A 21,293-nucleotide genomic window follows, 5' to 3' on the forward strand; every position below is an offset into this window, starting at 1 on the left:
CTACGGTCCGGTGGTCACGCGCTTGGTTTGCCAGGCAAGGAACCCGGCCAGCACCAGCACACCGGCGCTGGCCAGGAACGTGCTTTCAAAGCCGAACGAGTCAAACAAAACACCGCCGAGCGTGGACCCGAGCGCGATGCACGTCTGCACCACGGCCACCATGAGTCCGCCGCCCTGTTCGGCGTTGTGGGGCATGGCTTGCGCCACCCAACTCCACCACCCCACAGGCGCCGACGTCCCCAGCAGCCCCCACACGCCTAGGAGAACCACGACGACGGCGAAGACCGCACCGAACGGGACCAGGGCCGCCGCAATGAGTGCCATGACGGCCGGAATCACCGTAAGGGTCCGGTACAGCCCGGCGCCCAGGAAACGGCCAATGAGCGCGGTGCCCGCGAAGCCGGACACCCCAAGGACGAGGAGGACCAGCGATACGGATGTCACGTCCGCCCCTGTCACGGTTTCCAGGAAGGGCCGGACGTAGGTGAACAGGATGAACTGACCCATGAAGAAGGCGCCGCAGGCGGCCATTCCCCAGGCGACGGCGGGCTGGCGGAACGCGGTGAAGATGGCGAAGATGCTGCGCACCTTTGGTGCCCGCGACGAAAACCCAGGGTCCGACGTCGGGCCTGTTGCCGCCGTCGGGCTGGTCGCCGACGGTGCCGCCAAGGACGGCAGCGAAAACCAAAGCCACGCCAGGCACACGACGGACACCGGAACCAGGCAGAAAAAGGCGCCGCGCCAACCGATCAGTGAGCCAAGGTAACTGCCCAGCGGTGCCGCCAGCACAGTGGCCAAAGCGTTGCCGCCGTTGACGATGGCCAGGGCACGGGGAACCCGTGGTGCGGGAACCAGGCGGATGGCGGTGGCAGCGGACATGGACCAAAAGCCGCCGATCACGACGCCGATGAAAGCGCGACCCACCATGAACGGCAGGTATCCCGGCGCCAGGGCGATCAGGGCCCCTGAAACACCCATCAAGGCGGTCAAAGCGAGCAGCAACGTCCGCCGGTTCATGGTTCCGGTCAGCGTGGAAATGGACAAGCTGGTGAGGACGGCGAACAGTCCCGATATTGCGATGCCCTGGCCCACCAAGCCTTCCGAGACCTGAAGGTCCTGGGCCATGGGGGTGAGCAGGCTGACGGGCATGAACTCGGACGCCACCAGGGCAAAGGCCCCGAAGGACATGGCGTACACCCCGGCCCAGCGGGCAACGGGATGGGCGTCGACCTCGCGGCGCGTGGCAGCAACAGTCTCTGGCATGGATTGGCCTCCCTAACGAACAACTGGGAGTTATCCGATCACGAGCGGAACGCCTGGTGGGAGGCCCGGTCTATACGGGTTCCAGCAGAACCTCTCACAACAAACGCGCGGGGTCGTAACGTGTTGACCATGGACAATCGATCGGAGGTGCGGGAGTTCCTTATGTCCCGCCGCGCACGAATCACCCCTGAGCAGGCAGGCATCGAATCGTTCGGTGCCCGTCGCCGTGTTTCCGGCCTGCGCCGCGACGAAGTGGCACGCGTGGCCGGAGTGAGCGTGGACTACTACACACGCTTGGAGCGGGGAAACCTGACCGGAGTATCTGACAGCGTGCTGGACGCAATCGCCGGGGCGCTCCAGCTGGACCGTGCCGAACAGGACCACCTGTACGACCTTGCCCGCACAGCCAACCGCGGCAACCGGACCAAGGCCAAGAAGGCGGGCCCCACCCTGGACCCCGCGTTGCAGTACTTCCTGGACGCCATCACCGGCGCCCCGGCCCTCATCGCGAACAACCGCATGGACGTGGTGGCGGCGAATGCCCTGGGCTACGCCATGTATTACGACCTCTTCCGCAGCACGGCCGGGCCGGCGAACCACTCCCGGTTCATTTTCCTGGATCCGCGCGGACAGGACTTCTACCCCGATTGGGAACGGGCCAAGAACACCAACGTGGAAATCCTTCGCCGCCATGCCGGACGTTTCCCGCACGACAAGGGCATTGCCGAACTGGTGGGTGAGCTGTCCATGCGGAGCGAGGAATTCCGTACGTTGTGGGCAGCCCACAATGTGCGGCGCCACCGTTCGGGCATGAAAAATTTCCACCACTCGGTGGTGGGGGCTTTGGAGCTCACCTACCAACAGTTGGAGCTCGATGAAGACACGGGCCTGCACGTCACCGTCTACCCAGCCGTTCCCGGGAGCTCCAGTGAAGAGGCGTTGAAGCTCCTCGCGTCCTGGGCGGCGACAGAAAACGTGGTTGAGAAGGTGACTGCGGGCGCTCGCTGAGGCCTGCTGCACGCAGCCCGCCGCGTCATGTTCGGCCCATCCAAGGGAAGGCTTTAAGCTGGTCCGTTGGATGGGGGCGTTGATGCTGGATCTGGTGAGTTTGAAGTTGGCGTTGGCAATCGTGACGTTGACGCTGTGCGTGCTGTTTTTGGGGTCCTATCGGCGGACCCGATCCCTGTACAGCGCCTGCTGGTGCGTTGCGCTGGGTTGCTGGCTGGTGGGCAACGCCGCCTACTGGTTGAAAGGCACTGACTGGACCTGGGCGGCGAATCCTTTCGGAAATGCGCTGTTGGTAGCGGGCGCTTACGGTGTGTGGGCTGGATTCCGTTCCCTTCGGGGGTTGAGGGCTCCGTTATGGCCGTTCTTTGTCGCTCCAGGGGCCACGGCCTTTGCTTCGTTCCTGGAAACAAGCACGGACGGAGTCTGGCCTGGCGGTCTGGTCTACTTCGTTTCGATGGCAGTGGGGATGGCCTTGGCCGTGCGGGAACTGGCCATGCTGAAATCTCCGGCGTCCCAGGCGCACCGGCCGTTGTTGGTTGTCGCAGCCATCCTGGTGGGCTATTTCGGATGCCGGGCCGTGGTGTACCTGGTGGATGGGCCCACCAGCGAAATACTCAGCTCGTTCTTCAGCCCGGCCATCACGTGCATGCTGCTGCTCATGTTGCTGGTGTTGGTCTCCTTCAGCATGACCGTGCTCAGCAACGACCAACTCATCACCGCACTCAACGAACGGGCCAGCCGGGACGGTATGACCGGGCTCCTGAACCGTGAGGCGTTCATGGAGTTGGCAGGACGCGAGCTTGCTGCCGCGCAGCGGACAGGTGCGGTGGCCGCCGTCGTTCTCGCCGACCTCGACCACTTCAAGACCATCAATGACACGCACGGCCATACCGCCGGTGACGCCGCAATCCGGGCGTTTGCCGCGGCCTGCGAAGGGTCAGTGCGCCGGACGGATCTGGTGGCCAGATACGGCGGCGAAGAATTCGTAATCCTGCTGCCGGGTGCCGACGAGGTTGCGGCGGGAGCCATCACGGCGGACATCAGCCGCCGCCTGGCCGCTGCTCCGGCGCCGGACGGACTGAGCTTTCCTACGGTCAGTTACGGGATCGCGTCGACCCCCTGTTCCGGGCCGTCGCTGGAGGACCTGATCCAGACGGCGGACGAGGCCCTCTACCAGGCCAAGGCGGCGGGGCGGAACCGGGCGTTCAATGTGGCTGGCCAGGTGGAGGCAGGGGTGGCGCGAGGGTGAATACGTTTTGGGTGGTTAAGTGTCAGGTTTGGCTCTAAGACCGGATGGGACCCGTGTCCGAGAATTGGCTTTCTGGCCCTAATCTGACGGGTTCTCGGGGTCTGTCTGACGTCAGGTTGGGGTGTAATCCAAGAGGGCGGGATTATGGGGAATCTTTCGGCCCGGGCGTGCGTCGGTCGCGGGCGGGAGCATACCCAGCTCGTTGCCGGACGCGTCAGCCGTGGGGCAGGAATCGTCACACCGCGTTGGTCCTTTGTTCGCTGGCCCAACTGCCGAGGAGTTGGAGTCTTTCGGTGGTGGCCGAGCCCGGCTCGGCGCTGTAGATCGACATGGTCAGTCCTTGGTCGGCTTTTAGCTGCACGGACTCCCACGAGAGTTCGAGCGCGCCGACGACGGGATGATGGAGTGTTTGTCCGGCAGCGGAATTCGTGCACGTCATGGGCGGCCCATTGGGCACGAAAATAGTCGCTGCGGGTGGCCACCTCACCGATAAGATCGGTGAGTTTCTTGTCATATGGCTTGCGGCCCGCCTCGGCGCGAAGGACAGCGACCATGTCGGCCGCGGTCGCTCCCCAGTCGCCGTAGAAGTCTTGGGCGCGTTCGTCCAGGAACACGAACCGGGCAGTGTTGGGAGTGTCGACGGCGGTCTCAAGCATGGGCGAGTACAGGGCGCGGCCGAGGAGGTTGGAGGCCAGAAAGTCCGAACGTCCGTTGCGGATCCACGCCGGCGTAGCCATCGCGTCGAGCATCTGCTGCAGGGCCGGGCGCACATGCGAGGCCACCGTGGGAGCTCGATCTCCGCCCAGGTGGGACGCGTCGCTGCTTGGGGCCGTAAAACCGGCTGCCCTGGTGGTGTGCCCGGGTCTCGCGGTCCGGGATTATCCACCGCTGTTTTCACATGTCGGAGACATTCCGGGCTGCTTTACTACGCATCTCGTCCCGACGTCGCTCGGGTCGGCCTTTTGATGGTTTTGACCACGGTGGTGTTGTTACTGGAGGTGGCTCCGGACCGGGCGATCCGGCTGTGGCGGTGCTTCGAAACCCCGTCCAACTGGCGGCGATCAGCGTGATCCTGAGCGGTGTGATGTCGAATCCCCTGTCCGTCGGGGCCGCTTTGGCGGTCATGTTTATTGTGGCAACGTTGACGGCGGCGCGGCGCATCGCGTGGAGCCCGACGAGCGTGGGTGTTGCGTGCGTTTCCATGGCCGCCGGAGTGCTGGACTCAACTGCGGCAGTATGATTTTCGCCTGGATCCAAGGTGAATCTCCCCGGGCCGTCCACGAATTTGATCGACCTTATTCTCTGAGTTCGAGGGGCTACGCGGATATGACCGTCGTGCTTCGCGGCAAGCCGAGAATCGCCCTCAATGGAGTCGAAGTTTCCCCCGAGCCTCGCCAGTCGCATACGCCCTCCCGCGCTGGGGGGCCGTAGCCTCGGGCACATATGGCACTAGCCAACGAGCAGAGCGGTCGCAGACACCGGTGACCGCCTTGTTTCCGCCCATGACCAACCCGGACGGGTGGTACTTAGTAGTTGTAGCCGAAGCTGCCGATGTACTTCTGCTGATACTTGTTCCAGTGGCAAGGGGTAACTGCCGTTACCGCCCCGCCGTATGCCTTGATCGCCGCACGGAGTTCGGCCGCGCACGCGGAATTGGTATCCCGGACCACCTGATAGGTGTTGAAGTCAGCGTGCGCCGGGGCGGCCAGCACCAACGCCCCTGCGCTGAGAGAAAGACCGGTGATCGTTGCCGCGACGACAGTTTTGAGCTTCTTCATCGTTACCCCCTGTTGGACTACCTGGTCCCACCACACTAGCGGCGCCGTCGCGGCGGCGGGAATGGGCAGAACTCCCCCGCGACACGAGCCCACCTCAGGCGGACCCCACCCAAACGGGCAGCACCGGAAGAAGAGCCGCATACCCTCATGCCCGAGCCAGGGAAGTGACCATGTCCGCCGACGGCGGGAAGGCATGTGTGCTGCTGTGGCGGGGCGTGAGCGACGCGTTGCGCACGTACGAAAGGTGTACAAGTATGTGGTTCGGAACCGTTTATTGGGTAAAGCCCTATAACTCCGTCTATGGCGGCGGGGTGTAAGGAGCGGTTCGTCCGTGGACGCACGAAGAAGTGGCGGGTTAACGCTCAGCGCCGCTATCGTGGCTGTTCGCTCGGAAGCTGCCGATGACAGGCACTCGTCTTTGAGACGTTTGGGTGGGTTACCTCATCGTGTCTTTCGCCTCCGGTCAAGACACCGAAGAGTGCTCATCTGCCCGAAGTCCATGTCAGGGGCTGGTCTTAACCGCTTGGGACTTGCCATGCCAGGGCGCCGCCGTCATTCACCCTGATCACAGTTTATCCTCAGACCTAGAATGGTCGAACAATCTCGATCAGGACGCTTCGCGAGGGGCGCAGGACCATGCCAAAGACCGGTAAAAACAGTCATGCCCGCAAGGACGAGATCCCATCGACCTTGCAGCGCTCTGACCAGAAGGCCCAGGACGCGTTTGCCAAGACGTACGACGCTGCCATGGACTCTTACGACAACGACCAGAGCCGTGCGGCCCGCACAGCCTTTGCCTCGCTGAAGCACAGCTACGAGAAGGTCGGGGATCATTGGGAGCCAAAAGAGGAGCGGGGCCCTTCGGACCAGCACGCAGAGGAGGGGCTAGGCTCCCGAGAACCCACTGCCGGTGGTGTGAATGCCAATGCCTCCAAGGAGCATCTCTATCAACGGGCCCGCGAGCTCGGTGTAGCGGGTCGTTCGAAAATGAATAAGGAAGAGTTGGTCGAAGCGCTGCGAAAGGCCAATGACGCGGCGACGAGAAAGGCACGCGGCGGCTGAGCGCTCCAGCGGCAATCCGACGCGATCCGTGCCGTGGGCAGAGCTGCCGTGTTCCTACCGGATGTGACGTGTCTGTGTCAGAGTGTCCTCACGACGTGCAGGGTTCCCGGCGCTCGGGATCAGAATTTTGGAGGCTTTGATGGCAGCCCTTTCAGAGGACCTCAGGGTTCAGACAGCCGCGGCGCACGAGCATGCGGAGAATTCGACATTCATCAGTGAGTTGCTGGCAGGGCGGCTGAAGGGGCAGCATGTTGGCTGGCTGCTGAGACAAAACCTCCTGATCTACCGGGCGTTTGAAGGCGCGTTGCGCCGTACCTCTGACTCCCGCTTGCGCGATTTCCATGATCCGGCACTGGAACGCGTACCCGCTTTGGAAAGCGATCTCGTTCAGTGCTTTGGTCGCGGCTGGGAGAGCCGACCCGCCGAGGGCGACTTTCTGATAACCCCTGCCAGCAGGGCCTACGCAGACGAACTGGCAGGGGCCGCGTCCACCTCCTACCTGCTGGCCCAGCACTATGTTCGCTACCTTGGTGATCTTTCCGGTGGCCAGATCATTTCGACGCTTGTCCAGCGGCACTACGGTCTCTCTCCGGACAGGCTGCACTTTTACGCCTTTGACCACATCGGGAAAATCAAACCCTACAAGGATGCCTACCGCACCCGGCTGGACCAGCTGGAGCTTACCTCCACGGAGAAGGCCGAGGTCGTCTCCCATGCCGTCGCGGCTTTTGAATCGAACCGCAGGGTGTTCGTGGACCTGATGGATCTCGTTTCGGGCCCGGTCCAGCTCCGGGACGACACCGCCTTTGCCGGCCCATGATGTCTACGAGGCCAGGATCCGGGGATCAAAGCCGATGCCGCTCCACGCCCGTCCGGCGCACCGGCGCGGCAGTCACATAACGGAGTAGGGACCAAACCCGCTTGGGGCTGGGTCACGAAAACAGACGCCCGTAGCCCGGCAAACTGCCCTGCCGTCGTACAGGCAACATTTTGACGTCAATCACCGGACCGTGCGGAGATGAAGTATCACCCGCCTCGGGGCAGAACGAGCGTCGTCTAACGCTTCGTCCGTGGGTGTTTGCGGTCCAGGATGAGTGCGGCAGCGATGCCGACCATCCATATGTCCTTGGCCAGCGGCGTGCCCTTGGCGCTGGGGCGGACGCCGTCGTCGAGGGTCATTTCCGGTGATTTCAAGTACATGGTGATCATCGACCCGGAAAAGATTCCGAGTCCCAGACCGGCCACACGGCTGGGAATGAAGGGAGCCAGCAGGGCCGCGCCCAAAGACAGCTCAGCGAAACTCAGAAGCTTGCCGAAGCGTCCGGGGTCGAGCTCAGCCACTGACGGAATGACCCGGGCAGCCATGGACTGCAATCCGGCCGCGCTGTCTTTACCCAGGTCGCGTTTGCCCCAGCCCGAATTAAGAATGAACGCCCCCGTCACTAAACGCAGAGGTATATGGCTTATCCGCATGTTCGATCCCTCCATGGTCAGTTATCTTGTTGGTTCCTGGCTCCGCAACCAGGCTCACAGATGCCCGGACGGCGCCGGGATGCCGACCCGCCGCCTGGCATGAGCGGGCCGGTACCCCGGTCAGGCGGACAGTGGCGACCGCCTGACCGGCAGAGCCACCGAGCTCCCTCCGAGAAAGGCGCGGATGAAACCCAGCGGCAATCAAAGCCAAGCATGCTTAGTATTCATCGCGCAAGGATCATGTCCGCGCGTCCTCAGCCCATCCTCACAACCCTCTGAAGGTCTCGACACCGCACTGGCGCATCGAACGGGATGAGTGTCGCCGGCATCGTTGAAGGAACTGCCCAGGCAATCTGCCGTCTCCTTGTGTGCCGGCAATGCAGGAGGCGAGGATGTTTAGGGATGGGGCATGGTGGGTGCAAGCAGCCTTCCCCGGCTAAGCCCGCCGCCCCTGTTCGTACAGCCTTGCAGTTTCGGTTCGCTCGGCAGAGCATCTGCAGGAGGACCTCAGCGGCTCCGTCCGCGGCGAGCAACGTGAAGATAGTCCGCCGGGTTGTTTGCCGCGGGTAGAGGCGGTGGTCCGGGACGCTCACGGGCGTGTCCGCTTCTCGCTCCGCCCCGTGGATACTTGTAGAATCTCGGCAAGCCAGGGCGTGCCCCAGCGTGCAGGGGGTTCGTCCGGGTGTGCGGAGGCCATTGCAGGAGAGTGCGCGGGAAGAGCCGACTCGGCCGGGCAGCTGAAGGAGAAGAGCCGCGATCATGAGTGAATCCGATGAAGACGTCAGCCGGGCCGTGGCCTCGCACACGCATCTATTCCCTGGCGCAGTACTGCGGACGGATCTGCAGAGCCTTCGAGAGACGTCTAGGTTGGCCATCGTTTTCTCAGATGGATCGTTGTCCCATGCTGAAATTGTGAGTACCACGAGCGGCTCCCGGGCGGAGATTGCGCTGGCCGTCGATTCCTATCGCACGGCGGCAGGGGCGATCATTCCGCAAAAGCTGTGGTCCATCGACGAGCAGCTCACCGATAAAGAGGAAAAAGGCATATTGCGGGTCAGCGCAGCTCTGCCCTTCACGTGAGTTGTGTTTCCCGCTCTGCCGGCAGCGGACTTCCGTCTCGCGGGACGATGTCTGGCCCGTGGCGGCGGGGAACGTGGATGGTACGAGGTGCGCTGGGTTGGGTCTGCCAGGGCAACACGTGCTGTGGCCCTGGTACCACGAATTCTGGGGCGAACCCGCAGTGAAGGTGTTTAACGACGAAAGGGGCGGGTCCTGTACCCACTCGGACAGGACCCGCCCCTGGATGGTTGCTTGTGTTAGGCGTGCTCGTAGGTGAGGCAGTCCGCGGATTCGGCGCCGGGGCCGACTTTCACGTCATGGGCTTCGCACATCAGGTTGTTGTTGTGGACGCACTCGGATCGTTGGCAGGCACCGACATGCGCGAGGACCTTAGGCAGTCCGCCCATGGTGTTCGTGTCGATGAACGTGGCGCAGGATGCGTGGTCCTGGGTGCCGCCGATGGTGATGCCAAAGGCGGTGCAGCCGTTGTGGTTGAAGCCGCAGCTGCCAACGCTACAGGCGGAGACTTCGGCAACGTGTTCGGTCATGGTTCCTCCTGGTGTGGGCTAAGGGGCGCGTACCCCGGATGTACTACCCAAACTACGCCCGTTTGCCGTGTTTTGACCGTTGTGATTAGCGCATTTGTCTGTCAGCTATTTAGGGTTCGGCATCTCATCTGATCTGAACTCCGCTTACGTGGTTGCCGGGGCGGGGTGTCGGTGGTGCGAGTCCGTGGCGCGGGCCGACGTGGCGGAAGCCCGCCTAGGGGTGGTTCGGCGGGCTTCCTGTGAACACACTGCACGGATCGCTCCGCATCAGAAAGGTACCCAGTGTGGGCCTCTTCAAACCGCGGCTTGTGGCGTACCGGCGGATGCGCGGGCGGGATGTTCCCGCCGCGAAGGGTGTCTCGACTTTGAGCGTGTGCCGGGTCTAGCGTTGGCTCATGAGTGGGACACCAGCCAACAGCGAAGATCCGGAACGGCAAACACCTCGCCCTGCGTCTGAAGTGCCGGTCGAGGAACCGGACGACCCTTCACTGTCTGAGTTGATCAGTGCTGAGGATCCCCTGGGGCCCGACGCCGAGGAAGACTTTGCAGAATACGATTCTTCCGGCACTGATCCGGCAAGCCCGGGCTCCGCCACCGTAGACCCGGACGGCGATGACGGTGCAGGCCGTGACGATGAAACCACCGGCTGACTGGTTGCCCGGACTGGTTGCAGGTAACCATTTCGCGGTCAACGGGGCGGTTTGCACCCTGAATTATGCCGAGGTGTATCCCGAAGGCGTGACAGCCTCAATCAGCATCCGTTTCCGGGGCCGGGTCAGTGATTCCGAGGACGGCGCGGCCAGGCATCAGATTGACGCGGCGGCCAAAGGCTCGCCGGTATCAGGCCCGCGGCTGGTGTTGAAGCAGGCTGGTGCCCTCAACGCTTACGGCACACTGATCAGCGTTGAGGGCGAGCCCGGTTTCTGGACGTTGCGGTACTGGTTTATCCATAGAACCCTCCCGGTGGAGTGCCGGTTTCACCTGGTGTGGTCGGAGGCGGGCATCGACGCCACATTCGTTCTTTCCGAAGGACCCATGGCTGCTGCCCTGGATGCGATGGAGGACCTCACCGATTGGCCTTTCCCCATCGAGAACGACGAAGACGAAGCGTAGGAGCCGGTCCGTGGCCGTGGTCGATGAGCTACCTCGCCGAGGCGACACCGCTTGTGGTTCAGCGCAGTGAGATTCGACGACGGCGGTCGGTTCCGCCGCGCAGGTCCCGGTTGAGCCTGCGGTCACCGTGGTACAGGATCGACTTCCAGTCCACTTCCTCCGCGGTCTTGGGAACCACGAGGGACACCTGCGGCGCCTTGGTCTTGGGCGTGACGTAGAGCCAGTTGACGGCGCCCAGGGCGATGTCCACCACGGAGTTCCAAATGCCGATGTAGGCCTGGATGCAGCTCATGGCCAGCACGGCATTCAGGGTGGCGAAGGCTACGTTGCCCCAGTTTTGCTGCTGCACGTCCCGCCAGATGGTGAGAACGGAGAACGCGACAATCAGGTACGGAATCAGCACATAGATGGCCGGCGCGGCGGTCCGGTCCTTGACCTTGGGGGTGCGGACGAACGGAATCTTGTCACCGGTCAGGCCCTGCTGGAGGGACTTGAGGACGCCGGCCAGGTTCACCGGAAGGAGGATGAGGTTGAAGCCGTAGATCCGGAAAATGTCACTGAACCGGTGGCCGCAATCCCGAAGGTCCGAACCCATGCACAGGAAGTAAGGCAAGGCCGCGATGAACACAGCCGGGCTCAGGAGCCTGCTGTCGTAGGGGTAGGCGAGCAGGAACAAAAGTCCGAAGCTGGCCCAGGTGATGGAGGCCATGTAGTTCACGCGCAGGAGCACCTCGCGGATGAGGATCCGTTGGCGCTGCATGCGTCGCTGGGACAACTGGTTCCACAACTTGGGCAGGATCAAGAGGCCACCGTTGGCCCACCGCCGCCGCTGCACCACCAACGAACCGAAATCCGGTGGGGTGGCGCTGTAGCTCAGGCGTTCGGGGTAGTTCACCAGCGTCCAGCCATGGGTTCCCAGGTCGATGCTGGACTCGGTGTCCTCAATGACCGTCCGGTCCTGGATGTAGGTCCGGACCTCGAACCCGCCCACGGTTTCCACTTCAACGATGTCTTCCAAGGCACACTTGCGGATGATCGCGTTGGCTCCCACCCAGAAAGTGGCTCCGTAGTAGGACATGCCCTGGTGCAGGATGTGCTGAATGTCCGTGGTGGCACCGGCGATGCGCTCGATGCGGGTAGGGGCACCGCGGAACGAGGAGTACGGGGTCTGGGTAACCGCTACGCGCTCGTTGCCGGCCGATTCCAGGAAGTACACCAACCGCAGGCAGTAGTCACGCAACAGGAGGGAATCGGCGTCGAGGGTCAACAGGTAGGTGCTGTCGGGGACGAGGAGGTCATTTTCGTGGGGTTGGAGTGAGGGGCGCAGGATTGTTTGTCCTGCGGTTTCTTCACGGTGCCAGCGTTTTCCCATGAGGGAGATGTACGCGTTGAGGTTCATGGCCTTGTTGGCCTCGTGGGACAGGCTGGCGTAGGCCTTGCGCTCAAAGGTTTCTGTGCGGACGTTGAAGATCCAGATAAGGCGCAGGTACAACTGCTCCATGCGCTCCGGGCTTGGAGCAGTCTTTTGGGCCTTCGCCGCCTCCAGTGCCAGCAACACGAGCCGGAGTTCCCGGGCCAGGCCCATGATCACCAGGTCAACAAAGAATTCGTCCACGTGGTCGGTGACCAGTTCGGCTTCGGCCATGGCTTCGAGCCATTCGACGGCTGCCTCGTATTCGGTGATGAGGGGTTTTAGTTGTGCCGGGTCGCCGGGCCGGGCCGAGTCTTTGCTTGCCCGGAAGGTAGTCAGTGCTGTCTGGGCGCGGGTGGAGGGTGCTGCCATGGCGTCGGCGATTTGTCCGGCCAGGGCACGGGTTTCTTGCAGTCGTGCGACGATGGCGGGGTCGGTGGGGTGGGGCGGGTCGTCCAGGAGCAGGACGACGCGCAGGTCGGGGAATTCCTGGAGCGCGGCGGACCAGAGTGTGGCGCGGACGACTTGTGGTTCTTCGGCGTAGGAGGGGACGAGCACGGTGACTGCGTCGTTGTAGTGGGCGAAGTGTTGGTCGAGTTCCCCGCGGGGGACGCGGCGGTGTTCTTTGAACCGGTACAGGGCGCCCTGCCGGGCCATGAGGTACATCATCGCCGAGAACGTCAAGAACGTGACAACGACAAGGTAGGAAACGGACTCGATGCCGAAACGGAACCCTGAATTCGGGTTGTCGACGAACTGCCGGATGATGGTCGAGACGACGTAGTAGGTCCACGCCCCGACGGTGACAAGCATCGCTATACGGCCCCAGATAATCTTCTTCGAGGATGGGGTGGGATGGACGATGGGCAGGGGTTCGGATCGTTTCTCGGAGCCCCATTGCCGTCTGCGTCCTTGCGGTTGGAGCTTCGCCGTGATGGTGTCGTTGCCGGCTTGTGCGACATCGGATGCGTCAACCAACTGATCTGTCATTTTCCCCCGCCTGACAGTGGACCGGCCGCCAAGGGACCCGGTATCACGTTGCACGGGCCACCACTTGACCGGTTGGCCCGTTGATTGCCCTTATAGTAATCCACGACTAGTAATCCACGACAGAGAAGAATTGACCGGGCCCCGTCAGGGCCGGGGTCGGTGGTTTGTTTTGGCTGATTCGACAGCGTAATCCCGGCGGCACGTCCACGCAGGGTTTCAGATGTCATTGGGGGTCATGTGTCACAGCATTTTCCAGGCCGCAGGTTGTCGTATGTGCGCTTGAGCATTCTGTTTGCCGTGCTTGTGCTGGTGGTTGGCGCTGGTGTCGTGGCGTGGCGGTCCGCCGCCGATGCGCGCAGTGCCGCGGCCTCACCGTCGCTGTTCAGCGGATATGTGGATGTGACGGCCACGCCCAGGTACGCCTTCGAACAACCCGTCGGTGACGATGCGAAGTCCGTAGTGCTCTCATTCGTCGTCGCTGACAACAAAGACGGGTGCGCACCGTCCTGGGGGACCTTCTACAGCCTGGACACGGCGGCGTCGGGCCTTGACCTTGACCGCAGGATCGCGCGTCTGCGTCAACTCGGCGGGGACGTGAGCGTCTCCTTCGGCGGCCAGTCCAACACGGAACTTGCCACTTCCTGCACCGACCCGGCCAAGCTGCAAGCCGCCTACTCCTCCGTGGTGGACCGTTACAACCTTGCCACGATCGACCTTGATGTGGAGGGGACCGCCCTGTCCGATCAGGAGGGGACTAAACGCCGGGCAGCTGCTATCGCTGCCATCCAAAAACAGCGCAGGGATGCCGGGAAACCTCTGGCAGTCTGGCTCACCCTGCCCGTCGCACCGACCGGATTGACCGCCGACGGGACCGCCGCGGTGACGCACATGCTCGGCGCCGGAGTCGACTTGGCCGGGGTGAACATCATGACCATGGATTACGGGGCCAGCCGCGTGCCCGGCCAATCGATGCTCGAAGCGACGACCGCCGCGGCCGAAGCCACCCACGAACAACTGGGGCGGGTGTACCGGGCTGCCGGTCAGGACCTGGGAAACCAGACCCTCTGGCGGAAGATCGGCCTGACTCCCATGATCGGCCAAAACGATGTCGTGGCCGATGTGTTCACCGTGGCCGACGCCCAGTCCCTGAGCAGTTTCGCGCAGGACAAAGGTGTGGGCAGGGTATCGATGTGGTCTTTGAACCGGGACGCCGAATGCGGACCCAATTATCCCAACCTCACCGTGGTCTCGGACGCCTGCAGCGGCGTGGACCAAGGACAGTCGCGCTTCGCAAAGATCCTCAGCGGAGGCCTGGCCTCCACGACAGCGGCACCGACACTGCCCTCAACAGAGGATCCGACCTCCACAGCCAGGCCCGTCGTCGATGACCCTGCAACGAGCCCGTACCAGATCTGGTCAGCGGAGGCGACCTACGTTCAAGGAGACAGGACCGTCTGGCAGGGAAGCGTTTACGAAGCCAAATGGTGGACCAAGAACAACGTGCCCAACGCCCCGGTCAGCGAAGGATCCCAGACACCTTGGAAACTCATCGGCCCCGTGCTCCCAGGCGATAAACCCGTGCCCGAGGTGACCGTGCCCGCAGGAACCTACCCGGCCTGGGTGGCCGGGACCGTGTACCGCAAGGGCGACCGGGTCATGCTCGACGGTCACGTTTTCGAAGCGAAATGGTGGGTTCAGGGCGACAGCCCGGCAGCAGCCCTGCAAGGATCCTCAGGGTCGGCATGGATGAAGCTCAGCAATGACGAAATCACCAAACTCCTGCAGAGCCCACCGGCCTGATAAACGAACCCGCACACCACCGGGACCCCGGGCTCCTCCGCCGCTGATCCCGCTGGGCGGACAGGCCCGAACGGGCTCGCGCGAACACTGGGGTTAGGTGGTGCGGGTGAGTTCTTCGCCCTCGCGCAGCAACCGTTCTTCGCTATCCCTGAACCGGTCCACCGTGCGCTGCAGCCGTGACCCCTGGAGTGCTGCGGCAGGCCAGGCCCCCGAATGGACCATGTCCTGAAGGGTCCGGCACTGCTCTTCGATCCCGAGTGCGCCGACCATGGCTGAGGAAATCCTCAGGCTCAGCACGGCATCCATCGTCTGCGCCGTGTCCCGCTGCTCCAGGGCATGGAGGATCCGTTCTGTCCTGCCGGGAAGCATACGAAAATACCGTTCGAGGAAGCGGATGAACGCCACGGTGTCGTTCAACTCCTCCGCCAGCACCGTCAGGGTCACCTGGTCCAGGACCGGGACGACGCCGTCCGCGTCCTCACTCACCGCTGACCGCCTGCACTGCTGTGGTTTTCTCGGTGGTGGGCTGTTCAGGCTCCTTGGTCCAGATGGAGGCGAGCATTCCGATGACCAGGATGGCCGGTGCACCGTACATCAGGGTGTTCAGGACGACCGGTTCGCGCAGGGCACGGATGGCGTTGCCAACGTAGGGGATGGTGGCGACTTGCTTGTCCACGGTTTGGCCCTGCAGGGTGGCGATCCAGGGGTCGATCCCGTTGTTCGCGTCGCCCTTGGTCTGCACTGCTACGCCGCCGTCGGCGGTGGTGGTGATCTCGGTGATGCGGTGGGTTTCCACGCGCTGGTCCTCAACCGGGATGTGGTAGGTGATGATGTCGCCCACCTTGATGTCCTTGACCGGCGTCGGGACGGTCACCACCACGTCGCCCGGGTTGATCAACGGGGCCATGGAACCGGTGAGCATAGTGGAGGTCTGGTAGCCCAGGATGCGCGGCCCGATCGCGAGGAAAACGAACACCAACGCCGCGAGCACCAGCATGCCGGCACCAACGACTTTGAACGTCTTACCCGCGATGCGGCCGAACGCACCGGGAGCTGCCTTCGTGGAAACCCCGACGGCGGCCGGTGAGGTTGCTGCTGTGGGCTTCAGTACCGCCGCGGACTGCTTCACGGCGGTGGTCGTGGGGGCGCCGGACTCGGCGGGCTGCACCGGCTTAGCGGCGGAACGCCGGCCATGGAGGGCGGGGGTGTTGATGCTGGTCAGTGCGCTCATGATCCTGGCGTTCCTCGTTAGTGGTTCTCTTGCTGTTCCGGTTACGAGTCTGAAGGGCCTGGCTCAGGCATTCGTACTGGTTAGCCTCAAGATTCGCTCAGAAATCTCCTGGAACAGGAAAAGGATGAAAGGGACACGGCGGGAGTGACGTTGGTAGGGGTCTTGGTTCAGAGGCTCCGGAGGTGGTGGCTGTGCAGTAGTTCGACGGAGTCGTCGGGGACCTGGGCCGGTTTGCTCACGGGGGATTGGGTGTCATCGAGGAACACCCGGTAGTACATGCCTTTGCGGTGGGGTTCCACCCGGTAGACGTGCGCCATCCATTGATGACCCAGGATTGCCTCGACCCAGGCTTCGCATTCCTTTGGGACCAGTGTTGTCAAGGTGCCGGTTTGGCGGCGGTGTCCGGCCATGCCGATGGTGACGCAGCAGCCCGTCACTTCGCGAGAGGAGCTGAACCGGTACAGGTCTTCAAGGTCCGCGACGACGGTGAGGTAAGTTCCGGTGTGGGTGACCGAGGGAACCGGGCCGATGCGGCCGAGCCTCCGGTCGATGTGGATCCCGGTCGGCCCCGGCGCGCAGAAGCTCAGTTCCCGCATGAGCTCATCCAGTGCCGGTCCGTGCGCGGCCCGGATGCGGTGGCTAAGTTCTGAAGTGCCGTTCACGGCCCCTCCTTCGGGGGAACTGTTCCTTGTGCGTTCACCCTGTTCCGTGAGGATCAAGACAGGGTGCTGAACTTCCTCAAGACTTGCTCAAGAAATGGTCCGGAGGCCCGGCCGGAAGGGCAAACAGGCCGGACCTCCGGGGCGTGAAGCCCGGAATCGCCCTGGTTACTTGACGGTTTCGGTGCGTTGGGTGCCGGTGAAGGAGAAGGCGATGGTGGAGGTGGCGCCTTGGAAAGTGTTGTCTGCGGTGGTGGGGAACGCGGTGGTGACCTTGAGGTTGTCGGTCTTGGCCGAGGTCAGGGAGGTCAGGTTGTTCAGGACCTTGTTCGCGCCGATCACCGGGGCCGAGGCCAGCACGGTGGTCTTGGTCCCTGCGCAGGTGTACGGGGCAGCGGACCCGGTCCAGGCAACGGAGCAGTTCTCGATGGTCAGCTGCAAACCATTCACCGTGTCGGTGGTCAGCAGGGATCCGGTGGCGCCGGCGGAGGTGGTGAGGGTGACGTTGTTCAGGTCCGAGTTGCCGGTGTTGGCCAGGGTGACGAGCTTTTCGACCTTGTCACCGGGCAGCAGGCCCGCGACCGGGACGTTCAGGGTGTTCGATGCCCCGGTGCCCAGGGCGATGGTCACGGTCCCGGCGGTCACGGCCTGGGAAGCGGAGGTGGAGGAAGTGAACGCACCGTAGGTGCCCATCCCGGCGACGGCGGCCGCGGTGCCGACCAGGGCGACGGAGGCGAGGATCTTGCCGGAAGTGGTCTTGAGGCTGATGGCCATGTGAATCAGTGTCCTTTCAAAGGTGGCCACCGCATCCGGCGGACCGTTTCCCGTTGTTTCAGCCGTTCTGGCTGCTGAGAAATACTTTGCCGGGCACGGATCAAGACAGAATCCTGCAAAGCTGCAGGACTGCGTCAGGAAAACCTCAAGAAACCCGCACCCACCTTGCTTTACGGTGCTCAAGTGGACGGTTCCGGCTCGAACAGACGGGCTTGCGCGGGCGGCCTGTGTGTCTGTGCAACGGTTGCGGTCCGGGACCGAACGATGTTCTGCCCTGGATGGACAACGGGGACCGGGGGCGATTGCCGGACCGACCGGGCCACCCGGTCAGTGGTCGATATCTCAGGCCGACACGCAACGGAGAAGTCCGACCGAATCGGGACGGTTCGCACTGCTGGTCCAGGAAGGTCCGGCTGAATTTGAAGCGGGGCAGCCTATAGTGAGGGGGTGAGGGCACTCGCTGATGCAGACCGGCCGCCCGGTGTCCACTGCAGATTAAGGCCCCTGAAATGACCAAAACCCACATCAGCAGCTTCCTGGCCGATTCCGTGTACTTCGAAGAAGACACTGAGGAAGGGCTCGATAGCGACGCACTCTATGGCTTGTACATCAGTTGGTGCAGGCTCGGAAACAAGATACCGGCCCCGGATTCCGTCTTCGCAGCCGACGTGCAGGCCGCGGGACTGACCTTTCTGGACCGCGACGGGATACGTGTCTATCCCGGCCTGCGAATGGTTGGACCCGCCGCCCGCGACTACGTCATGAACAGCTTTCCTCTGCTGGAGGACCCGGACCTGGTGGCTCCGATTCGACAGGATGTGGACGACGGGCCGGCTTCACATACCGCCTGATCTCCGGGCAACCGACACGATGCCGCGCGTCAATTGCGATGAACCAGGCCAGTTATTGTGCTCGGTGTTGTTCCTCCGGCAGGGTCCAAAATTTCATCTGTGGTGCCGCTCCAGGGGGAAGCGCCGGTTGACCTATCCTGCGCACGATCTCTTCGAGGTCATCCCGAAACTTGAGGGAGTCAGCGCATAGTCCAGACAGTAACGCTCGTTCGATACCCCGGGCCTTTTCCAACAGTGCGACTCCGGTGCCCGTAATGGTCACCTCGTGCCTGGACCTGCCGTGTCCGCTCTCGATGATGCTGACGTGCCCCATGGATGCAAGCAGATGCAGCGTCGGTCCCAGGGATTGGGGCTGGATACGTATACTTCTGGCCAGGGCGGCCTGAGTCGTCGTGCCTTTGACGGCCAGAGCGTCCAGCGCCGTTACCGAAGCCAAGCTCAGTCCAAGACCTTGGAGTTCTTCGTTCCAGCGGCGCCCCAGGAGCCTGGCGGCCGCCGACAGCAGGCTGCTTGTGGGCCATAGGGATTCTTCGGACTGTTCAGCCCGGACGGTCATGATCGAACCCCATGCATCCGTGACGGCGCGAAGCATGGGAATGAAAGCCGACGATCGGAGGCGCTGGTGCGTGCCGCACCCGAGGCGTTGGAACGTTGACCATGTGTCGCATCCATCCCTAGCCTCCGCCCTTGATAATCAGGGTCCTTACTATCTGACGCTACAGGTATTAGGGACGCGACGCAAAGGGCCGCTCAAGCGGGGCCGCCACACCGGTGGAAGAATGGGGCCGGGCGGCCTGTCCCACATGGTGTTTGGTGGTCGGGGGCGCCCAAGCTTGTCGGTGCTGTGAATTTTCAGCGGGAGGATGGTGTCCCGGAGCGGGCGTGTCCCGCCTGATGGGGGACCAGACGGGACACACAATGACTGTACTACTAAGTAGGCTGATGATTTGAATCCGGATGATGGGGACTTACGTGGCTCGTTGCGCGGGTACAGGGGGATAAGGACAGCGGTGTGGGGTTCTGATGGAGTCGTGGAAGCGACAGCTACCGACTGGGCATGGATCCGAACAGAAGGCGGTGGTAGATGAGGCGGGAAGTTCTTCGTGATTGCGTCGTCCATTGGGAGGAAGGCGAGGTGATCCATGTGGTGTGGCATCACGGGGTTAAGGTCGAGGGTGCCAGCGCCGTCGCCGCAATGGCAGCGGTGGACCGGGTGGCGGCCGGCGGTCGTTACCCCTTGCTGGTAGACATGTCGGGCACCGCGTTTCTAAGCCGGGAGGCCCGGAACGCGTTCGCACGCCCCTGCGCGGCGACGCGAATAGCACTTCTGGGCTCCGGCCCTGTGGACCGGACCATCGTCGACTACCAATTGGCCACTGGCAGCACACCGTGCCCCACCAGGTTCTTTAGCTCCCGCCCGGAAGCGCTGGCCTGGCTGCTGCCAGCCGACGACTGCTGCCCCTGACCCCTGCTTGGCACCGCCGAGACGTCCCTCAATTCGCGTTGAGGCCTGCTGGGGTCGACCGTCTCGACCAGCGGTTCCTGATCTCCTCGGGACAACCGTGGCGATCCCATCCAGCGGCGCACCCGTCGTCTCCCCACCCGTGCACCGGCGTCATCCGCCGAGCGGGTTTAACCCGACCCGGGGGCGGGGTTTGCGGCGGCCTGGTTCCGTCCTGCTGCTTTGGCCCGGTACAGGGCGGCGTCGGCGGCGTCGGTTAAAGCCTCAAGGTCCAGTCCGTGGTCGAGGCTTGAGGCAATCCCGTAACTTGCTGTCGGCGCGCTGGCTCCGTACGCCAGCTCCGACAGGGCAAGGTGCTGGCTGATCTCCCCGGCAACGTCAAGGGCCCGCTCCGGGGTGGTACCTGGCAGCATGAGAATGAATTCTTCCCCGCCGTACCGTGCCACAAGGTCCGTGCGCCGTACGGAGGCCATACACGCGGCAGCGAACGCTCGGATCGCGGCGTCTCCAGCAGAATGACCGTACACGTCATTGACGGCCTTGAAGTGATCCAAATCGGCCAGGATCACCGCCGCGTGGCCCCCACCGGAGCGCATGCGACTCAGTTCCTTGGCTGCTTGAACGCCGAACGAGTCACGATTCAGCAGACCGGTCATCCCGTCACGTGCTGCGCGTTCATGCAAGGCATTAACCCGCTGGTCGTTGTTCAGCGCTTTCATGCTGAAAGAAACCAGTACCAGCAGCACCATCAACAACAGGCATGTCATTGCGGGACCAAAGAACACCAGGAACACATCGCTGCCAGGTCCAGCCACGAGATACACCACCCCGCGCCCGGCGAAATAGACCACCATCACCGCGGCGGCGGCGAGCAACGGCCGGTGCGCTCGTGACCCGGCAGCGCCGAGCAACGACAGTTCCCGCGCTGCCAGGGCCATTCCGGTACCCATCAACGCGAAATAGACCAGGACTCCCGCCCAGGCACCATCAGCCGGGCTCTCGGCCAGCGCGGCGGCCCCCGTCAGGAACGCTGCCGCACCAACAGGCCACCGCCACGTCCGCACCAACCGCAGCGAACGGAAACCTCCCCACATACAGAAGGCACCGGCCACCATCAAGGCATTGCCCAACGGATCCGCCAGCACGGACCACGCCGTGCCCTTCAACAGATACGCCCCGTTACCGCCCAGCCACACCGCCAACGCCACACACCACCAGCCGCTGTAGGCGGACCGGGACCGACGGAACGAATCCCAAAACAACACACACAGCGTCAGCGTCACAACGGCCAACGCCACCTTCAAACTCAACTGATCCAGCAACCAGTCCCCCCATCCCAGAAAACCAAGCCTAGAACCACCCCCACGCACCACCGCATCACGGCACTGCCGCCACGCCGACACGATGCGGCACCCGTCGGAACGATCGTCGACGACCGCTCCTTTGACGCTGCGTTCGGTGACGTCAGGGGTCTGTCCGATATACGGTGTGTGGGTTCCGGCGGTTTTCATTAGTTGGTGGTTCTTTCGAACCGTCCGGCGAACGTGATGGCGAACGCGTTG

The 21,293-nt window shown here is 63.2% G+C and carries 21 protein-coding genes and 1 pseudogene; 10 read left to right on the forward strand and 12 right to left on the reverse strand.

Annotated features, from left to right (window positions below):
* Positions 1-1,263 carry an MFS transporter gene (locus ACIQTZ_RS21935; protein ID WP_402984063.1) on the reverse strand — a complete coding sequence of 421 codons (1,263 nt, stop codon included), beginning with the start codon at positions 1,261-1,263 and terminating at the stop codon, positions 1-3.
* Between the two features lie 129 nt (positions 1,264-1,392).
* On the opposite strand from ACIQTZ_RS21935, the gene ACIQTZ_RS21940 reads away from it, so the two are divergent.
* Positions 1,393-2,271, forward strand: a complete 879-nt coding sequence (locus ACIQTZ_RS21940) for a helix-turn-helix transcriptional regulator (RefSeq protein ID WP_402984065.1) — start codon at positions 1,393-1,395, stop codon at positions 2,269-2,271.
* A gap of 94 nt (positions 2,272-2,365) precedes the next feature.
* Positions 2,366-3,520 (forward strand): GGDEF domain-containing protein, encoded by a 1,155-nt coding sequence (locus ACIQTZ_RS21945; protein WP_402984068.1) that lies wholly within the window; start codon positions 2,366-2,368, stop codon positions 3,518-3,520.
* Positions 3,521-3,755: 235 nt separating this feature from the next.
* Here the strand turns inward: ACIQTZ_RS21945 and ACIQTZ_RS21950 are convergent.
* Positions 3,756-4,269, reverse strand: a pseudogene (locus ACIQTZ_RS21950) (hypothetical protein).
* A 281-nt stretch (positions 4,270-4,550) separates the two neighbouring features.
* Between ACIQTZ_RS21950 and ACIQTZ_RS21955 the strand changes: the two are divergent.
* The gene (locus ACIQTZ_RS21955) at positions 4,551-4,760 is read left to right on the forward strand and encodes an ABC transporter permease (RefSeq protein ID WP_402984071.1); all 210 of its coding nucleotides are present in this window, start codon (positions 4,551-4,553) and stop codon (positions 4,758-4,760) included.
* Between the two features lie 286 nt (positions 4,761-5,046).
* Here ACIQTZ_RS21955 and ACIQTZ_RS21960 read toward each other — a convergent pair whose 3' ends face one another.
* Positions 5,047-5,298: a hypothetical protein gene (locus ACIQTZ_RS21960; RefSeq protein ID WP_402984074.1), complete on the reverse strand. Its 252-nt coding sequence runs from the start codon at positions 5,296-5,298 to the stop codon at positions 5,047-5,049.
* Between the two features lie 636 nt (positions 5,299-5,934).
* Here ACIQTZ_RS21960 and ACIQTZ_RS21965 point away from each other — a divergent pair.
* Positions 5,935-6,360 carry a ChaB family protein gene (locus ACIQTZ_RS21965; protein WP_402984077.1) on the forward strand — a complete coding sequence of 142 codons (426 nt, stop codon included), beginning with the start codon at positions 5,935-5,937 and terminating at the stop codon, positions 6,358-6,360.
* Between the two features lie 139 nt (positions 6,361-6,499).
* Entirely contained in the window at positions 6,500-7,180 is a 681-nt protein-coding gene (locus ACIQTZ_RS21970; protein WP_402984080.1) for a heme oxygenase (biliverdin-producing), read from the forward strand.
* Between the two features lie 236 nt (positions 7,181-7,416).
* Here the strand turns inward: ACIQTZ_RS21970 and ACIQTZ_RS21975 are convergent, their stop codons facing one another.
* Positions 7,417-7,833 carry a hypothetical protein gene (locus ACIQTZ_RS21975; protein ID WP_402984083.1) on the reverse strand — a complete coding sequence of 139 codons (417 nt, stop codon included), beginning with the start codon at positions 7,831-7,833 and terminating at the stop codon, positions 7,417-7,419.
* Positions 7,834-8,592: 759 nt separating this feature from the next.
* On the opposite strand from ACIQTZ_RS21975, the gene ACIQTZ_RS21980 reads away from it, so the two are divergent.
* Positions 8,593-8,913, forward strand: coding sequence for a hypothetical protein (locus ACIQTZ_RS21980; RefSeq protein WP_402984086.1), 321 nt, complete (start codon positions 8,593-8,595; stop codon positions 8,911-8,913).
* Between the two features lie 236 nt (positions 8,914-9,149).
* Here the strand turns inward: ACIQTZ_RS21980 and ACIQTZ_RS21985 are convergent, their stop codons facing one another.
* Positions 9,150-9,440, reverse strand: coding sequence for a DUF1540 domain-containing protein (locus ACIQTZ_RS21985; RefSeq protein WP_402947730.1), 291 nt, complete (start codon positions 9,438-9,440; stop codon positions 9,150-9,152).
* Positions 9,441-9,835: 395 nt separating this feature from the next.
* On the opposite strand from ACIQTZ_RS21985, the gene ACIQTZ_RS21990 reads away from it, so the two are divergent.
* The gene (locus ACIQTZ_RS21990; RefSeq protein ID WP_402984088.1) at positions 9,836-10,090 is read left to right on the forward strand and encodes a hypothetical protein; all 255 of its coding nucleotides are present in this window, start codon (positions 9,836-9,838) and stop codon (positions 10,088-10,090) included.
* Positions 10,068-10,553 (forward strand): hypothetical protein, encoded by a 486-nt coding sequence (locus ACIQTZ_RS21995; protein ID WP_402984091.1) that lies wholly within the window; start codon positions 10,068-10,070, stop codon positions 10,551-10,553. The genes ACIQTZ_RS21990 and ACIQTZ_RS21995 overlap by 23 nt, the downstream gene beginning before the upstream one ends.
* 58 nt (positions 10,554-10,611) lie before the next feature.
* On the opposite strand, the gene ACIQTZ_RS22000 is transcribed toward ACIQTZ_RS21995, so the two are convergent.
* On the reverse strand, positions 10,612-12,954 hold the full coding sequence (locus tag ACIQTZ_RS22000; RefSeq protein WP_402984094.1) for a glycosyltransferase family 2 protein: 2,343 nt from the start codon (positions 12,952-12,954) through the stop codon (positions 10,612-10,614).
* Positions 12,955-13,191: 237 nt separating this feature from the next.
* Here ACIQTZ_RS22000 and ACIQTZ_RS22005 point away from each other — a divergent pair, with 237 nt between their 5' ends.
* A complete protein-coding gene (locus ACIQTZ_RS22005; protein ID WP_402984097.1) occupies positions 13,192-14,754 on the forward strand; it encodes a chitinase in 1,563 nt (520 codons plus the stop codon).
* A gap of 93 nt (positions 14,755-14,847) precedes the next feature.
* On the opposite strand, the gene ACIQTZ_RS22010 is transcribed toward ACIQTZ_RS22005, so the two are convergent.
* The 4 genes from ACIQTZ_RS22010 to ACIQTZ_RS22025 all read right to left on the reverse strand — a co-directional run bounded on the left by ACIQTZ_RS22010 (position 14,848) and on the right by ACIQTZ_RS22025 (position 17,418).
* The gene (locus tag ACIQTZ_RS22010; RefSeq protein WP_402984100.1) at positions 14,848-15,240 is read right to left on the reverse strand and encodes an Hpt domain-containing protein; all 393 of its coding nucleotides are present in this window, start codon (positions 15,238-15,240) and stop codon (positions 14,848-14,850) included.
* Complete coding sequence (locus tag ACIQTZ_RS22015; protein ID WP_402984103.1) at positions 15,233-15,985, reverse strand: signal peptidase I; 753 nt, start codon at positions 15,983-15,985, stop codon at positions 15,233-15,235. Before ACIQTZ_RS22015 ends, ACIQTZ_RS22010 begins: the two co-directional genes overlap by 8 nt.
* Before the next feature lie 167 nt (positions 15,986-16,152).
* On the reverse strand, positions 16,153-16,647 hold the full coding sequence (locus ACIQTZ_RS22020) for a hypothetical protein (protein ID WP_402947711.1): 495 nt from the start codon (positions 16,645-16,647) through the stop codon (positions 16,153-16,155).
* A gap of 165 nt (positions 16,648-16,812) precedes the next feature.
* A complete protein-coding gene (locus ACIQTZ_RS22025; RefSeq protein ID WP_402984105.1) occupies positions 16,813-17,418 on the reverse strand; it encodes a TasA family protein in 606 nt (201 codons plus the stop codon).
* 509 nt (positions 17,419-17,927) lie between these two features.
* On the opposite strand from ACIQTZ_RS22025, the gene ACIQTZ_RS22030 reads away from it, so the two are divergent.
* Positions 17,928-18,269 carry a hypothetical protein gene (locus ACIQTZ_RS22030; protein ID WP_402984107.1) on the forward strand — a complete coding sequence of 114 codons (342 nt, stop codon included), beginning with the start codon at positions 17,928-17,930 and terminating at the stop codon, positions 18,267-18,269.
* A 52-nt stretch (positions 18,270-18,321) separates the two neighbouring features.
* Here the strand turns inward: ACIQTZ_RS22030 and ACIQTZ_RS22035 are convergent, their stop codons facing one another.
* Together ACIQTZ_RS22035 and ACIQTZ_RS22040 are read right to left on the reverse strand one after the other, a co-directional pair.
* Positions 18,322-18,825 (reverse strand): MarR family winged helix-turn-helix transcriptional regulator, encoded by a 504-nt coding sequence (locus ACIQTZ_RS22035; protein ID WP_402984110.1) that lies wholly within the window; start codon positions 18,823-18,825, stop codon positions 18,322-18,324.
* 1,076 nt (positions 18,826-19,901) lie between these two features.
* Complete coding sequence (locus ACIQTZ_RS22040) at positions 19,902-21,029, reverse strand: GGDEF domain-containing protein (RefSeq protein ID WP_402984113.1); 1,128 nt, start codon at positions 21,027-21,029, stop codon at positions 19,902-19,904.
* Between the last annotated feature and the right edge of the window lie 264 nt (positions 21,030-21,293).

Origin of the sequence: Paenarthrobacter sp. NPDC090520 (assembly GCF_044769205.1) — a bacterium.
In the GTDB taxonomy this organism is placed as follows: Bacteria; Actinomycetota; Actinomycetes; order Actinomycetales; family Micrococcaceae; genus Arthrobacter.